Genomic DNA, 14,380 nt, shown 5'->3' on the forward strand with positions numbered 1-14,380 from the left:
CGCGAGATGAAGCTGTAATGTGCCCGCTGTCACACATTTTGGCCGTATTAGAGACCCTCTGCTAGCGTCCGGCCGCATGTATGAACTCGCCACACTCTTGACGCTCGTCAACCAGGTGTCGGGAACTCCGTACATCACGGGCGGAGACTCGCCGGCCGGAACCGATTGTTCCGGCCTGGTGTCCTGGGTGACCAACGCCGCGACAGGCCGACCCGTCTTCGGGGACCGGTTCAACACCGGCAACATCGAAGGCGCGCTGAAGGCGCGCGGGTTCCAGTACGGGACGCAACCCGGCGCTCTCGTCGTCGGGTGGAACCGCGGCCACACCGCGGTGACCCTCCCCGACGGCACGCCGGTCTCCTCCGGCGAGGGTGGCGGCGTCAAGGTCGGCGGCGGAGGCGCCTACCAGAGTCAGTTCACCCGTCACATGTACCTGCCGGCGCCTGCACCCGCAGACGTCCCCCCGCCCGTCGATCCGCAGCTGGCGCCGCCCATGCCCCCGCCGCCGGCCCCTGTGGTGCTGATGGGGCAGGAAGCACCGCTGCCGCCCCCGCCGCCTCCGGCGGACCCGGCCCTGCCGCTGCCGCCGCCCCCGCCGCCGCCGGCGGGGTGACCCGGTGGCGCTACCGTCACTGCCGTGATCGTGCTGCTGCCGCCGTCGGAGACCAAACGCGGCGGAGGTGACGGGCCTGCCCTGACCCTGGACTCGCTGGTGTGCCCGGCACTGAGCCAGGTACGCACCGAACTGGTCGACCAGCTCGTCGCCCTCGCCGCGGATCCGGCGACGAGCCGCGCGGCCCTGGGCCTGTCAGCGAGCCAGGACAAGGAGATCGAACGCAACGCGGCTCTGTGGACGGCGCCCACGATGCCCGCCCTGCACCGCTATACCGGCGTGCTCTACGACGCCCTCGACGTCACCTCGCTGCGCGGAGCGTCGGCAGATCGCGCCATGGCGCGCCTGATGGTGGGCTCGGCGCTGTTCGGCGTCGTGCGAGCCGACGACCTCATTCCGGCATACCGGCTCTCGGCGGGCTCGAAACTGCCGGGCCGGCCCACCCTGGCGTCCACCTGGCGGCCCGTACTGGAACCGGCACTGGCGGAACTCGCCGCCCGCGATCTGGTCGTCGACCTGCGCTCCGGGTCCTATGCCAATCTCGCCAAGGTGCCCGGCGCCGTCACCGTCGACGTGATGGCCGAAGCCGAGGACGGGCGGCGCACCGTCGTCAGCCACTTCAACAAGGCGCACAAGGGACGGCTTGCCCGCGCATTGTCGACGAGCAGATCCGACCCCGCCGACGCGGCCGCCGTGGCGGGGCTCGCCCGGCGGGCCGGGATGCGCGTCGAGCGACGCGGCGACCACCTCACCGTCGTGGTGACCGGGTGATGCGGTGTCAGGCAGCCGATGACAGGTTCGCGACCAGATCGGTCGTGTAGAACTCGTCGGGCTTCTGGCTGAACGTGCCGGGGCGGGTCAGGCTCATCCACGCACCCGTGGCACCGGGCATCAGCGGACCCCGCACAGTGGCGCGGCCCGTTCCGACACCGTCGGTGAACAGCGTCGTCGCGGACACGCCGGGTGCTCCCGGACCGCAGTCGGCCGCCGATGAGCGGGGCAGCTGGATCAGCCGGAGGTCATAGGGCGTGTTGGGCAGGCCGGTGAAGAACTCGACATCGGCGATCACCTCGTTGCCCTGGACGCGCAGCTGGGCCGAGGGTCGGCCGTACCCGCTGCCGCCGACGTACTTGACCTGGGTGAAGTCGCAGCGGCGCAGCTTCTCGGAGAACGGCATGCTGACCACCGTCTCCTCGGCGGTCGCCACACCGGCGAACAGGGGCGCAGCGATCAGCAGTGCCGCGGTCGCGGCCATGGCTCGTGTCGCTCGGTACATCACGTCACCTCGCAGGGAATCGACAGTGCCGTCAAGGTTAGTTGGCCTCAGTGTCTGCCGAGTGCGCGGGACCCGGCGTTGACGTGCAGGTGTGTCGAACGCGACACTGTCGGCCGATGGCCGGTCTGTGGGTGTACGTGCGGGTGCAGCTGATGATGTTCGTGTTCGGGATCGTCGGCCCGATCTTCCTGTTCGTGTACTTCGCCGCGCAGCCCGATCAGACGATCCGCTGGATGTACTGGTGGGGGTTGACCATCACCGTCGTGGACATCCTCGTGGCGCTCGAGGTGACCGACACCATCCTGCGCAGGGATCGCACGCCGTGACGAATCCGGCACCACGCTCCCGCGCCGATGTCGTGATCTCGATCGCCTTGCTGGTGGCGACGGTCCTGATGGGAGCTGTCGCTGCCTTCCTCGGTCTGTTCTCGCTCGCGTTCCTCGACCACTGCCCGCCGTCGACGTGCAGTGTGGACGGTGCGGTCACCGCCGTGTTCACCGCGCTGGCCGCCGCAGCGCTCATCGGCGTCATCGGCCTGGCGGCGACGGTGGTCGCGCTGATCCGGCGCGCCAGCGCATGGCCCTACGCGCTCGCGACGTTCTGCCTGTGCGCGACGAGCCTTTTCCTCGGCGTACTGCGCTACGGCGCCGCGGTCGGTTAGCCGCTCGGGTTGCCGAGCCGCGCCACCGGCCGCGAGGATTCCGGCATGGACTCTCGGACAGCGTTCGAACTCGCCGGCATCGACGCCGTCGGCCAGGCAGCCCTGGTCGCGGCGGGCGAAGTGAGCGCCGTCGACCTGCTCGAGGCAGCGATCGTCCGCCTCGACGCGGGACGCACATTGAACGCGGTGATCACCGACCTCTTCGACCACGGCCGCGCCGCCGCGGCCGCGCTCGACGCGTCCGGTGTGGTGCGCAGCGGGCAAGCGGGTCCGCTGGCCGGTGTCCCCTTTCTTCTCAAGGACCTCGGCGCATCGCTGGCCGGCGCCCCGGAGGCGATGGGTTGCCGCGCGCTGCGTACCCATGTCGCGGCCGACACCGCGTGGATCGTGCAGCGCTACCTGGACGCCGGCCTGGTGATCTTCGGCAAGACCAACACCCCCGAGTGGGGCAACCACTGCACCACCGAGCCGTCGCTGTTCGGCGCGACCGTCAACCCGTGGGCGTCCGACATCACTCCCGGTGGCTCCAGCGGGGGCTCGGCCGCGGCCGTCGCCGCGGGGATCGTGCCCGCCGCGTCCGGCGGCGACGGCACCGGGTCGATCCGCGTCCCCGCGGCGTGCTGCGGCCTGGTCGGCCTCAAGCCGCGTCGCGCGCGGACCTCGTTCGCCCCGGGAGCCGGGCACGGCCTGGAGGGCCTGGTCAACGAGCATGCCCTCACGCGCACCGTGCGCGACAGCGCAGCGCTTCTCGACGCCGTCACCGGGACAGGCGTCGGGGATCCCTACTCGGCCCCGCCGCCATCCGAACCATTCCTCGACGTCATCGCCGATTCGCCTGCGCCGCAACGCATCATGATGGCAACGTCATCGCCGTTCCCCGGCTCTGCGACCGATCCCGCCGTCGTCTCTGCCGTTGAACAGACCGCGGCTGTGCTCGCCGAACTGGGTCACCGCGTCGAGCCGGGCGCGCCGTCGATCGACGCCGAGGCCGTCGCCGACGCGATCGCCGTCCTGCACACCGTCAGCAACGTCGAACTCTTCGCGACGGCGCGCGAGCACCTGGGCCGGGAGCCGCGCGAGGACGAGTTCGAGCCGAGCTCCTGGGTGATGATCCAGGAAGGTCTGCACACCACCGGCGTCGCCTACGCCGGGGCCATCGCCGCGATCCATGCCCAGACACGGCGTTTCGCCACGCAGATGCTCGACCACGACGTGCTGCTGGTGCCCACCCTGCTGACTCCCCCGCCGCCCTACGGACTGCTCGACCAGCCGCGCGGGACCACCCGCGCGTTCTTCGACGTCGAGTTCGCGACCACCGGCTGGACGGCGCTGGCCAACGTGACCGGGTGGGCCGCGATCTCGCTGCCGCTCGGCGTGACCGCCACCGGCCTGCCCATCGGCGTGCAGCTGATGGCGCCCGGCGAAGAGGTTCTGCTCGCGCTGGCCGCGCAGCTGGAAGCGGCGGTCGGGTGGGCAGATCGCCGGGCCCCGGGCTGGGTCGGGGCCGGCTGACGTCATCGGCCGGCGTGCGACACTGTCGCGCATGTCCACCGACATCACCCGTCCCAAGCTCGAAGGCAACGTCGCCGTCGGCCCGGACCGCGCAGGCCGTCGTCTCGGTTTCGCCGAGTTCGGCGACCCGGCCGGCAAACCCATCTTCTGGCTGCACGGCACCCCGGGAGCGCGCCGTCAGATTCCGCTGGAGGCGCGGCTCTACGCGGAGCGCAACGGCATCCGGCTGATCGGCATCGACCGGCCGGGCATCGGCTCCTCCACGCCGTACGCCTATGGACGGGTGATCGACTTCGCCGACGACCTCCGCACGCTGGCCGAGGCGCTCGGCATCGGGAAGATGATGGTGATCGGGTTGTCCGGCGGCGGACCATACACGCTGGGTGTTGCCGCGGCCATGCCCGACCGGGTGCTCGCGGCCGGCGTTCTCGGGGGTGTCGCACCCACGAAGGGGCCGGACGCGATCGGCGGTGGGGTGATGGGCACCGTCGGCGTGCCGGTGGCGCCGATCCTGGAACATGTGGGCGGAACGTTGAGCATGGTGGCCACCCCGCTGATCCGGCTGGTCAAGCCCGTCGCCGAGCCGATCATCGGGCTCTACGGCGCGTTGTCACCCGAGGGTGATCGCCGCCTGCTGGCCCGCCCGGAGTTCAAAGCGATGTTCCTCGACGACCTGCTCAACGGCAGCCGCAAGCAACTCGCGGCACCGTTCGCCGATGTCGTCGTGTTCGCACGCGACTGGGGTTTCCGCCTCGCCGACGTGACAGTGCCCGTGCGGTGGTGGCACGGCGACGCCGACCACATCGTGCCGTTCGCGCACGGTCAGCACGTGGTGTCGCGACTGCCCGACGCCGAGCTCTACACGCTCTCGGGCGAGAGCCATCTCGGTGGGCTCGGGCAGGCCGAGGCGATCCTCACCTCGATGACCGACCTGTGGGACGCCGCCGGTACCGACAAGAGGCGCTGATCAGCGCTTGAGCCAGCTCTGCACCGTCGGCAGCTCGCGGCTGTAGGACGTCAGGATGTCGTCGTGATAGAGCGTGCCGCCGTTGATGGCGCCCTCGTCGAGCCACACCACGTGCACCCGGACCTCGCCCTTGGCGAAGTAGTCGTTGCGCTCGGAGGTGCGCTGCGCCCAGCCGGTCTGCTCGGCGAGCGCCGAGAACGCCTGCCGCTCGTCGGTGTCAACCATGGTGCTCACCCTAGCGGGACGCGCTCAGCGCCCTGCGCAGCAGATGCATCGCGATGGTGGTCGAACGCTCCCGTACGTCGGCTCGTCCGCCCGGCATCGTCGTCGTGCGCGTGACGACGGTGCCGTCGGCCAGCGCGACGGAGAAGCACACGGTGCCGACCGGTTTCTCCTCGGTGCCGCCGCCGGGGCCGGCGACGCCGGTGATCGCGACCGCGGTGTCGGCGCCGAAGCGGGCCAGCGCGCCGCGGGCCATCGCGTCGGCGACCGGCTCGGACACCGCGCCGTGCGCCTCGATCAGGCCGGGGTCGACGCCGAGCACCTCGGCCTTGGCATTGTTGGCGTAGGCGACCGCACCGCCGCACACGTAGGCCGACGATCCGGGGCGTTCGGTGAGCCGCGCGGCGAGCAGACCGCCGGTGCAGCTCTCGGCGGTCGCGATCCTGCGCCCGCTCAGCAGCTCCGCCACCTGGTCGTCGATCAGCGCGCCGTCGGTGGAGAAGATCTCGTGGGCGTGCCGGTCAGACAGTATGGCGAGTAGCGCGTCGTAGACGGGTGAATCCTGCGGCTCGAATCGCGTCACGATCTCCAACTCGCCCCGGCGCAGGCAGGTGGTGATCTCCAGCCGGTCGAATCCGTCGACCTCGCGCTGCGCCTCCCGCAGCGTCTCGGCCAGACCGGACTCGGGCAGCCCGAACATCCGCACGGTCTCCTGCCGGAAGTCCGTGCGGCCGGCCAGCGCTTCGGTGACGGCGTCGGTGGCGGCCGCGGCCTGCCACATCGGTTGCAGCTCGCGCGGCGGGCCGGGTAGCACGACGACTGTGGGCTTCCCGGGGACCACGACACCGGGCGCGGTGCCCACCGGGGTGAGGATCGTCGCTCCGGCGGGTACCAGCGCCTGCTTGCGATTGGCGGCGTGCACGGCCTCGGCGTCCACCCCGGGGTAGCGGGCCATGAGGTTGTCGACGATGCCGCGGATCGTCGCCTCCAGCTCGGCGTCGAGCACCAGCTCGCGGTCGCAGAAGCGGGCGACCACCTCGACGGTCATGTCGTCGGCGGTCGGGCCCAGGCCGCCGCTGGTGATGATCAGGTCGACGCCCTGGTCGGCGAGGAACCTCAGCTGCGCCTCGATGTCATCGGGACGGTCGCCGCACAGCGTGATGTGGGCGAGTTCCACCCCGAGTTCGAGGAGGCGATCAGCGAGGTACGGACCGTTCCGATCGGCCACCCGCCCGGTGAGTACCTCGGTTCCGGTGATGACGATGCCCGCCCGTGCGCTCACACCATGAAACAGTACGCATGGATCAGCGGACCGGAACGACGACCGGTGAGGTGTTGTAGCCGGTGACGCGCACCCAGCCCGCGCGCAGCGTGTCCGACAACGGGTCGGCGCGGACCTCGACGGTCTCCCCGCCGTAGACGGTCACGTAGTTGTCGGTGTAGGTGATCGGCAGTATCTCGTCGGCGGCGGGTCCGGTGGTGAGCTCCGCGCGGGCGAAGAACGCGACTGCCCGGCCCGGATTGTGCAGCCGGATCACGACGCCGTCAGCCGCCCGCCGGGCGGTGACCTCGAGTCTGCCGCGCGGCATCGTGTTCAGCGCGGTCATGTCGGCCCAGCGGGCGGGTTGCAGCTCGAAGGCCTGGTCGTTGGCCGGGTCGCCGACGTCGTCGCGGCGCTGAGACTGCCAGTAGGTGCTGTCGGTGACGAGATGACCTGTGGCGTCGCGCAATTCGACTCGAACGAAGAACACCGGAGAGTCCCGGGCGACGCGCGGCAACCACAGCGCCGTCTCGGCGCCCCCGGAAACGACGTCGACCGGGGGGCTCGTGCGATCCTCGCGGACGCGACCCGACAGGTCGTAGACCCGCACCCGAACCCGCAGGTCCCGTCGGTCGGCCGCGGTCTGGTTGACCACGGTCAGGGCCGCCCTGCTGTGGTCGCCGGTGGCGTAGGCGTCGAACACCGCGGACAGCGGGCGCAACCCCGTCTTGGCGCCGAAGTAGGCGCCGCCCGGGCGCAGGTAGTAGTCGAAGAGGTGGCCGAAGAACGACGGCCAGTGGTTGTTCAGCATCCAGTAGATGGTCATCTTGTGCGCGTCCCAGCCACCGGCGGCGAACGCCTCGAACTGGGCCCGCGTCGACTCGTAGTGCGCCAGTTGAGCTTTGGTGGTGAACATCTCGGCACTCGCGGACGGTCCGTAGCGCCGATCGACCGCGCGGCGGATGGTCGTCAGGGCCGAGTTGCTGCTGTTCGCGCCGGCATGGAAGGACCAGGTGTCGTTGATCGGCCACAGCTTGTCGGGCGGGATGAAGCGGCGCAGACTCGCCATCGGGGGGATGTGTTCGTTGTCGCCCTGCTCGGCGTTCGCGCCGCGCGCAGCACCGTATCGGCCGGCGAACCAATAGCTGGGCGGACGCCAGCTGTACGGACCGGCCATGTGGATGCCGTCCCAGAGCACCCTGCCGTCGGCATCGCGAGCGAAGCTGGACAGCGTGTCGACCACGGCGTTCGGCCAGTGCGCATCCTCGAGTATCCGGCGGTAGTCGGCCAGCAGATCCGGCGGCGGGGTGCCGTCACTGCCGTTGGCCCAGACGAATGCCGAAGGGTGCGAACGCAACATGGTGATCTGCGTGGTCAGGCTGTCGCGTGCGACCCGGTTGTCCTCGGCGTCCCACTGCGACCACTTCTCCCACTGGTTGCAGCACATCCAGCCCATCATCAGCGGGATGCCGAGTTCGTCGGCCATCTGCACCAGCCGCTCGCCGGGGAACTTGCCCTCCAGACGCAGCATGTTCAGCCCGAGGTCGCGGACGTACCCCAACACCGCGGTGTCACGCTGCGGGTTGTCCGCGAACAGCAGATCGGGAGTGTAGGCGGCGCCACGCACCGGGAAATCGCGTCCGTTGACGGTGAGGTAGAAGTTCCCCCCGGTGCCGAGCTCCGGGTGGCTGGTGTCGTCGTCGCGGTGCTGGGTGACGGTGCGGATGCCGAACCGCTGGGTGTGGACGTCGGAAACCCGTCCGAAGCGCCGGAATTCGGTGCGCAGTTCGTAGAGCGCGGGGTCCCCCATCGTGTACGGCCACCACAGATCGGGATGATCGAGCGTCAACTCCGGATATCGGTCGGCGGCGAAGCTCACCTCCCGACTCTCCCCCGGCGCCAACGTCACTCGCTGGTCGAGAGCAACGTCGGGTTTGCCTGCCCTGCTGATGGCCACCCGCATGACGCCGCGCAGAGTGTCGGACGAATGGTTTCGGACCGTCGTGTACACCGTCACGGTCGCCGAATCCGTGCGTGGCAGCGGCAGATCGGTACGCACCGCGCTCTCGCCCAATGAGACGTCCTGCGACATCTGCAGTGTCACCGGTTTCCAGATGCCGGCGTTGCGATCAGGAACGAACGAGTTGTCGACCGGCGCGGCATCCGGCTGTTCGCGATACCCCAGATAGCGCCAGTTGATCCAGTCGTACCAGCTGTCGGCGAGTTCGACGCCGTCGACGTCCTGCAGCGCCTGCTCGGGAGTCACCCTGACCGCCAGGACATTCGCGCCATCGCGACGGATCCACGGCGTGACGTCGATCTGGTGCTCGGCGTACATACCGACGACCTGATCCGAGCCGGCGATGCGGTGCCCGTTCAGCCAGATCTCCGCCCGGTAGTTGATGCCAGGGAAATCCAACAGGTACGTCGCATGCCCGCCCGGCGCGTGGAATGTGGTGCGATACCACCAGTCCTGCCGGTACAGGTCCCACGGCACCTCGTCACGCAGGCGGGTGCCGACAAAGAGGTCGGGATAGTCGCCGTCGGCCTGCAGCGTCTGCAGCACGGTGGCAGGCATGTGTGCGATCGGGTGCCACCCCGCCTGGCGATAGTCCGGGGAGGACAGCGCGGCGCCGTCGTCACCGACGACGCGCGCCGACACCAGCGCCCAGCCCTGCGCCAGCTCGACGCGGCCAGGATCGGGGGCGGGCGTGGCGAAGTCGGGGACATCGGCGACACCGAGCACCGCGACCAGCGCTGCCAGCATCACGACGATCAGCGTCGTGCGCAGTCCGCGGTGACGTCCCTGCGGCGAGGCGCGGTCCATCAACGGCCGGCGCCGGCGGCGCCGGCGGCGCTACTTGTGCGGGACGTCGTTGACCAGACCGCCGTCCATGACGAACTCGGCCCCGGTCGAGTACCGCGATTCGTCACTGGCCAAGAACACCACGAAAGTGGCGACCTCGTCGGGCTGACCAGGGCGGCCCAACGGAATCCGCAGCATGTCGTCAGGGAAGAACTTCGTCATCGGGGTGCGGATGAAGCCGGGGTGCACGGAGTTCACGCGGATGTTGTGGGGACCGAGTTCCAGTGCCGCCGACTTCGTCAGCCCGCGCACGGCCCACTTCGAGGCCACGTACGGGTGCACCATCACCGCGCCGCGCAGCCCCTCGATCGAGGAGATGTTGATGATGGACCCGCCTCCGGCTGCTTTCATCGCCTCGACGCAGGCCTGCATGCCGAGGAACGTCCCGGTCAGATTGACGTCGATGACCTTCTGCCACTTGGCCATGTCGAACTCGCCGATCTTGCCGAGGGCGACGGTACCGGCGTTGTTGACCAGAACGTTCAGCGTGCCGAAGGCGTCGAGGGCAGTGGCCACCGCGGCGTCCCACTGGTCGGCCTGGGTGACGTCGAGGTGCACGTAGCGAATGGAGTCCGGGGTCTGGGCGTTGATCTCCTCGGCCAGTGCCTGGCCCTTCTCGTCGAGGATGTCGCCGATCACGACCTTGCCCCCCTCGGCGATCAGCGCCCGGGCGTCCTCGGCGCCCATTCCCTGCGCACCGCCACTGATCAGTGCCACTTTTCCGTCCACGCGTCCCATGGGGCGACAGGCTACCGCACAGCCTGCGGCGCAATTAGAACCTGTTCCAATACGGCGGCGGACCACGCATACTGGCCGCCATGACGATTCGAGTGGCGCAGATCGGCACCGGCAACTGCGGCAGTCTGACGCTGCGCCAGCTGATCGAGGACCCACGGTTCGAGTTGACCGGGGTGTGGGTGTCCTCGGCCGACAAGCTCGGCAAGGACGCCGCCGAATTGGCCCACCTCGACGGCACCACGGGAGTCCGTGCGGTCGGCGATCTCTCGGCGATCATCGCCGACGCGCCCGACTGCGTCGTCTACTGCGCGATGGGCGACATCCGGCCCAAGGAGGCGCTGGCCGACGTCCGCGCCGTGCTCGAGGCCGGCATCAACGTCGTCGGCTCGTCGCCGGGATTTCTCGCCTACCCGTGGGGTGTCATCGGCGAGCGGGCCATCGAACGGGTGGAATCGGTTGCCCGCCAAGGCAATGCCTCCGTCTTCGTCACCGGCGTCGACCCCGGCTTCGTCACCGATCTGCTGCCGCTGGCTCTGGCCGGCACCTGTGCGCGAGTCAGCCAGATCCGCACGATGGAGATCGCGGACTACGCCACCTATGACGGCGCGACCGTCATGTTCGACGTGATGGGGTTCGGGAACGAGATCGGCGACCTGCCGTTCCTGTATCAGCCGGGCGTGCTGAGCGCGGCGTGGGGCGTGGCGATCCGCCAGCTGGCCGCGGGTCTCGGCGTGGAGATCGACGACATCCGAGACAGTGTCGAGCAGGAACCCGCACCCGAGGATTTCGACGTCGCCGTCGGCACCATCAAGAAGGGCACGGTCGCGGCGGTGCGTTTCCAGATCGAGGGCCTCGTCGGTTCGGAGCCGGTGATCGTGGTCGAACACATCACCCGGCTGCGCAGCGATCTGCGCCCCGACTGGGCGCAGCCGGCTCAGGACGGCGGGTCCTACCGGGTGGAGATCACCGGCGAGCCGTCCTACGTGATGGACATCTGCCCGACCAGCCGAAACGGGGACCACAACTACGCGGCGATCCTCGCCGCCGCCGGCCGCATCGTGAACGCGATCCCGGATGTGGTGGCCGCGGAGGCGGGCATCCGCACGACGCTCGACCTTCCGCTGGTCGCCGGCACCCACCGGGGGTGAAGGTCTACAGGCGCGTGACGCCGTGCCATTCGAGGCGCACGTGGGTGCCTTCGGCCGACGGCTCGATGATCGCCCGGTCCGACAGGGTCTCCATCAGCGGGATTCCGCGCCCGCGGGTGCGTGGCACCGGGTCGGTCTGCGGCGTGCGCCAACTGCCGCGGTCGGTGATGTCGACCGTCAGCGTCTGGCGCTGGGCGTCGTAGATGGCGCAGATGTCGATGGTCCCGGGCTGCTCGGCGAGTCGATAGGCGAATTCCGCCGAATTGGCCAGCGCCTCGTTGATCGCGAGCACCAGGTCGCTGCGGCGCTCCTCGTCGAGCGCGAAGTGGCGATTGAGCCAGGCGGCGAACTCCCGGCGCGCCGTGGCAACCGTTGCGGCGTCGGCATCGAGGCCGAATCGCTCGAAACGTTCTGCGTTGGCCACCTCAGTCGGCGGCATGGAATCGATCATGGCAGTCGGTGGCTACCCGAAGACGCACGTTTCTACGCGGCTTTCCTACGCGTCACGCGCCGCGAGCGCCTCGTCCAGGCTCGGATAGAGGCTCACGATCTCGGCGATACCGACCAGCTTGAGGGGCCGGCTCGTCGCCGGACCGTCGGCGACCACGCTGAATCGCACGTCAGCGCCCGCTTTGTCGTGCGCTGCGACCAGCACACCCATCCCGGCCGAGGCCAGGAACTCGACGTTGGTGAAATCGATCACGACCGCGGACGGCTTCTGCGTCAGCGCGGCGTCGATCGCTGACTCCAGCTGCGGTGAGGTCAGCATGTCGACGACGCCGGACACCGACACGATGGCCACGCCATCGACCCAGCGTTCGACAACGTCACAGTTCGAGGCCGCTGATGAGGCGGTTGTGCCGTCGGCTGCTTGCTCGTCCAAGGTTCACCTTCCATGTCAGGCCGCTGTCCGCCCACTGCCAGAGCAGACTCCCGTCCACCTCCGGCGCACAGGCTGCTTCCTGAACCCGGCTACCAAACTACCGTGGCCGTTTGCGGCGACCGGCACAGATTAAACCAGGAGTGTCGGTGTGGTCCGTAGCATGGCAAGTCAACGCCGACACCGGCCACATGCGAGGAGATCGTGACCGCCCTGCCCACTGATCTCTCGGCGGCGATCGGCGCGAGCCCGCAGGGTCCCCACATCGGCGCCTTCTTCGATCTGGACGGGACGCTCGTCGACGGTTTCACGGCCACCGCACACGCCGGCGATCGCATCCGTCGTCGGCAGGCCCGGCTCGGCGAGGTCACCGGCGTCATCGAGGCGGCCATGCGGTACCGCTTCGGTCGGGTCGACTTCGCCAAGCTGCTCGAACGCGCCGCCGGATACCTGCACGGTGAGTCGCTGGCCGAACTCGACGACATCGGCGAGCGGCTGTTTCGCGAGCGCGTCCGGTCGCGGCTCTTCCCGACGATGCACGAGGTGGTACTCGCCCACCAGGACCGCGGCCACACCGTGGTGATGTGTTCGTCGGCGCTGACCATCCACGCCGAGCCGGTGGCGAGGTTCCTCGAGATCGAGCACGTGGTGTGCAACCACTTCGAGGTCGATGCCGACGGCCGCCTCACCGGCCGGATCCGGCGGCCGGTGATCTGGGGGCGGCGCAAGGCCGACGCAGTCGGGCAGTTCTGTGAGAACCGTGACATCGGGTTGGCCGACAGCTGGTTCTATGCCGACGGCAACGAGGACATCGCCTTGATGTCCCTGGTCGGTCAGCCGCGCCCGGTCAACCCGCGCCGGGAGCTGGCCGCGCGTGCGGCGGTCGAGGGCTGGCCGGTGCTGCGCGTCACGACAGAAGGCGGGGGAAACCACGACGGCCTCCGCGGTGTACTAAAGTAGAACACGTTCTAATTTCCGACGCGTTCGGCCCATGAGCCCACCAGGAGCGGACTATGCATACTCCCCTGTGCGACCAACTCGGCATCGAATTCCCGATCTTCGCCTTCACCCACTGCCGTGACGTCGTCGTCGCCGTGAGCAAGGCCGGCGGATTCGGCGTGCTCGGCGCCGTCGGCTTCACCCCCGAGCAGCTCGAGATCGAGCTGAACTGGATCGACGAGAACATCGGCGACCACCCCTACGGCGTGGACATCGTGATTCCCAACAAGTACGAGGGCTCCGACGCCACCGACATGGATCCCGAGGTGTTGAAGAAGACCCTCAACGACCTGGTGCCCCAAGAGCACATCGACTTCGCCAAGAAGATCCTGGCCGACCACGGCGTGCCCGTCGAGCACAGCGACGACGACGCGCTGCAGCTGCTCGGCTGGACCGAGGCGACTGCCACCCCACAGGTCGAGGTGGCACTGCGGCACCCGAAGGTGACGATGATCGCCAACGCGCTCGGCACCCCGCCGGCCGACATGATCGCCCACATCCATCAGGAGGGCCGCGTCGTCGCAGCGCTGTGCGGTTCGCCCTACCAGGCCCGCAAGCATGCCGATGCCGGCGTCGACATCATCATCGCCCAGGGCGGCGAGGCCGGTGGCCACTGCGGCGACATCGGTTCGATCGTGCTGTGGCCCCAGGTCGTCAAAGAGGTCGCACCGGTGCCGGTGCTCGCGGCGGGCGGAATCGGCAGCGGTCAGCAGATCGCCGCCGCGCTGGCACTCGGTGCCCAGGGCGCATGGACCGGATCGCAGTGGGTGATGGTCGAAGAATCCGAGCACACACCGGTCCAGCACGCCGCCTACGCCAAGGCGACCAGTCGGGACACCGTCCGCAGCCGCTCCTTCACCGGCAAGCCCGCACGCATGCTCAAGAACGAGTGGACCGAGGCCTGGGAGAACCCGGAGAACCCGAAGCCGCTCGGTATGCCGCTGCAATACATGGTGTCGGGTATGGCGGTCGCCGCGACGCACAAGTACCCCAATGAGTCCGTCGACGTCGCGTTCAACCCCGTCGGCCAGGTCGTCGGCCAGTTCACCAAGGTCGAGAAGACCGCGACGGTGATCGAGCGGTGGGTGCAGGAGTACCTGGAGGCGACCGGCCGCCTCGCCGACCTCAACGAGGCCGCCTCCGTCTAGGCGTTTTCGGCGTGGTTGTCGTCGACCAGCGACGACAACCACGCCGAAAACGCTTCTTTTTGCGCATGGCGTTATGTAGGTTTGCATAC

At 69.2% G+C, this 14,380-nt stretch carries 16 protein-coding genes; 9 read left to right on the plus strand and 7 right to left on the minus strand.

What is annotated here, in order from left to right:
* The first annotated feature begins 76 nt into the window (after positions 1 to 76).
* A complete protein-coding gene (locus tag MHN84_RS20935) occupies positions 77 to 613 on the plus strand; it encodes a C40 family peptidase (protein WP_241206424.1) in 537 nt (178 codons plus the stop codon).
* 24 nt (positions 614 to 637) lie between these two features.
* Positions 638 to 1,384, plus strand: a complete 747-nt coding sequence (gene yaaA / locus MHN84_RS20940; protein ID WP_241206425.1) for a peroxide stress protein YaaA — start codon at positions 638 to 640, stop codon at positions 1,382 to 1,384.
* Between the two features lie 7 nt (positions 1,385 to 1,391).
* On the opposite strand, the gene MHN84_RS20945 is transcribed toward yaaA, so the two are convergent.
* On the minus strand, positions 1,392 to 1,889 hold the full coding sequence (locus MHN84_RS20945) for a hypothetical protein (protein ID WP_241206426.1): 498 nt from the start codon (positions 1,887 to 1,889) through the stop codon (positions 1,392 to 1,394).
* Positions 1,890 to 2,005: 116 nt separating this feature from the next.
* On the opposite strand from MHN84_RS20945, the gene MHN84_RS20950 reads away from it, so the two are divergent.
* The 4 genes from MHN84_RS20950 to MHN84_RS20965 are packed head-to-tail and all read left to right on the plus strand — an operon-like array spanning position 2,006 to position 5,029.
* Positions 2,006 to 2,215, plus strand: a complete 210-nt coding sequence (locus MHN84_RS20950; RefSeq protein WP_241206427.1) for a hypothetical protein — start codon at positions 2,006 to 2,008, stop codon at positions 2,213 to 2,215.
* Entirely contained in the window at positions 2,212 to 2,550 is a 339-nt protein-coding gene (locus tag MHN84_RS20955) for a hypothetical protein (RefSeq protein WP_241206428.1), read from the plus strand. The genes MHN84_RS20950 and MHN84_RS20955 overlap by 4 nt, the downstream gene beginning before the upstream one ends.
* Positions 2,551 to 2,595: 45 nt before the next feature.
* Positions 2,596 to 4,062 (plus strand): amidase, encoded by a 1,467-nt coding sequence (locus tag MHN84_RS20960; protein ID WP_241206429.1) that lies wholly within the window; start codon positions 2,596 to 2,598, stop codon positions 4,060 to 4,062.
* Positions 4,063 to 4,093: 31 nt separating this feature from the next.
* Complete coding sequence (locus tag MHN84_RS20965) at positions 4,094 to 5,029, plus strand: alpha/beta fold hydrolase (RefSeq protein ID WP_241206430.1); 936 nt, start codon at positions 4,094 to 4,096, stop codon at positions 5,027 to 5,029.
* Here the strand turns inward: MHN84_RS20965 and MHN84_RS20970 are convergent, their stop codons facing one another.
* The 4 genes from MHN84_RS20970 to MHN84_RS20985 are packed head-to-tail and all read right to left on the minus strand — an operon-like array spanning position 5,030 to position 10,116.
* Positions 5,030 to 5,254, minus strand: a complete 225-nt coding sequence (locus MHN84_RS20970) for a hypothetical protein (RefSeq protein ID WP_241206431.1) — start codon at positions 5,252 to 5,254, stop codon at positions 5,030 to 5,032. It lies immediately after the preceding gene.
* Between the two features lie 10 nt (positions 5,255 to 5,264).
* Positions 5,265 to 6,533, minus strand: coding sequence for a competence/damage-inducible protein A (locus tag MHN84_RS20975; protein ID WP_241206432.1), 1,269 nt, complete (start codon positions 6,531 to 6,533; stop codon positions 5,265 to 5,267).
* Positions 6,534 to 6,555: 22 nt separating this feature from the next.
* The gene (locus MHN84_RS20980) at positions 6,556 to 9,339 is read right to left on the minus strand and encodes a glycoside hydrolase (RefSeq protein WP_308192972.1); all 2,784 of its coding nucleotides are present in this window, start codon (positions 9,337 to 9,339) and stop codon (positions 6,556 to 6,558) included.
* 30 nt (positions 9,340 to 9,369) lie between these two features.
* On the minus strand, positions 9,370 to 10,116 hold the full coding sequence (locus MHN84_RS20985; RefSeq protein ID WP_241206433.1) for a glucose 1-dehydrogenase: 747 nt from the start codon (positions 10,114 to 10,116) through the stop codon (positions 9,370 to 9,372).
* An 80-nt stretch (positions 10,117 to 10,196) separates the two neighbouring features.
* On the opposite strand from MHN84_RS20985, the gene MHN84_RS20990 reads away from it, so the two are divergent.
* Positions 10,197 to 11,264, plus strand: coding sequence for a diacylglycerol kinase (locus tag MHN84_RS20990; protein ID WP_241206434.1), 1,068 nt, complete (start codon positions 10,197 to 10,199; stop codon positions 11,262 to 11,264).
* A gap of 4 nt (positions 11,265 to 11,268) precedes the next feature.
* Here MHN84_RS20990 and MHN84_RS20995 read toward each other — a convergent pair whose 3' ends face one another.
* Together MHN84_RS20995 and MHN84_RS21000 are read right to left on the minus strand one after the other, a co-directional pair.
* The gene (locus MHN84_RS20995) at positions 11,269 to 11,715 is read right to left on the minus strand and encodes an ATP-binding protein (RefSeq protein WP_241206435.1); all 447 of its coding nucleotides are present in this window, start codon (positions 11,713 to 11,715) and stop codon (positions 11,269 to 11,271) included.
* 45 nt (positions 11,716 to 11,760) lie between these two features.
* The gene (locus tag MHN84_RS21000) at positions 11,761 to 12,147 is read right to left on the minus strand and encodes an STAS domain-containing protein (RefSeq protein WP_241206436.1); all 387 of its coding nucleotides are present in this window, start codon (positions 12,145 to 12,147) and stop codon (positions 11,761 to 11,763) included.
* A 201-nt stretch (positions 12,148 to 12,348) separates the two neighbouring features.
* On the opposite strand from MHN84_RS21000, the gene MHN84_RS21005 reads away from it, so the two are divergent.
* Both MHN84_RS21005 and MHN84_RS21010 read left to right on the plus strand, forming a co-directional pair.
* Complete coding sequence (locus tag MHN84_RS21005; RefSeq protein WP_241206437.1) at positions 12,349 to 13,104, plus strand: HAD family phosphatase; 756 nt, start codon at positions 12,349 to 12,351, stop codon at positions 13,102 to 13,104.
* 53 nt (positions 13,105 to 13,157) lie between these two features.
* Entirely contained in the window at positions 13,158 to 14,291 is a 1,134-nt protein-coding gene (locus MHN84_RS21010) for a nitronate monooxygenase (protein WP_241206438.1), read from the plus strand.
* The last annotated feature ends 89 nt before the right edge of the window (positions 14,292 to 14,380 follow it).

The sequence above is a fragment of the Mycobacterium sp. PSTR-4-N genome (assembly GCF_022348085.1).
Classification (GTDB): domain Bacteria; phylum Actinomycetota; class Actinomycetes; order Mycobacteriales; family Mycobacteriaceae; genus Mycobacterium.

Coding starts and splice junctions, on each gene's coding strand:
- MHN84_RS20980 (WP_308192972.1), bottom strand. CDS start 9,339: ATGGACCGCGCCTCGCCGCAGGGACGTCACCGCGGACTGCGCACGACG.
- MHN84_RS20990 (WP_241206434.1), top strand. CDS start 10,197: ATGACGATTCGAGTGGCGCAGATCGGCACCGGCAACTGCGGCAGTCTG.
- MHN84_RS20960 (WP_241206429.1), top strand. CDS start 2,596: ATGGACTCTCGGACAGCGTTCGAACTCGCCGGCATCGACGCCGTCGGC.
- MHN84_RS20965 (WP_241206430.1), top strand. CDS start 4,094: ATGTCCACCGACATCACCCGTCCCAAGCTCGAAGGCAACGTCGCCGTC.
- MHN84_RS20970 (WP_241206431.1), bottom strand. CDS start 5,254: ATGGTTGACACCGACGAGCGGCAGGCGTTCTCGGCGCTCGCCGAGCAG.
- MHN84_RS20985 (WP_241206433.1), bottom strand. CDS start 10,116: ATGGGACGCGTGGACGGAAAAGTGGCACTGATCAGTGGCGGTGCGCAG.
- MHN84_RS20935 (WP_241206424.1), top strand. CDS start 77: ATGTATGAACTCGCCACACTCTTGACGCTCGTCAACCAGGTGTCGGGA.
- MHN84_RS20995 (WP_241206435.1), bottom strand. CDS start 11,715: ATGATCGATTCCATGCCGCCGACTGAGGTGGCCAACGCAGAACGTTTC.
- MHN84_RS20945 (WP_241206426.1), bottom strand. CDS start 1,889: ATGTACCGAGCGACACGAGCCATGGCCGCGACCGCGGCACTGCTGATC.
- MHN84_RS21010 (WP_241206438.1), top strand. CDS start 13,158: ATGCATACTCCCCTGTGCGACCAACTCGGCATCGAATTCCCGATCTTC.
- MHN84_RS20950 (WP_241206427.1), top strand. CDS start 2,006: ATGGCCGGTCTGTGGGTGTACGTGCGGGTGCAGCTGATGATGTTCGTG.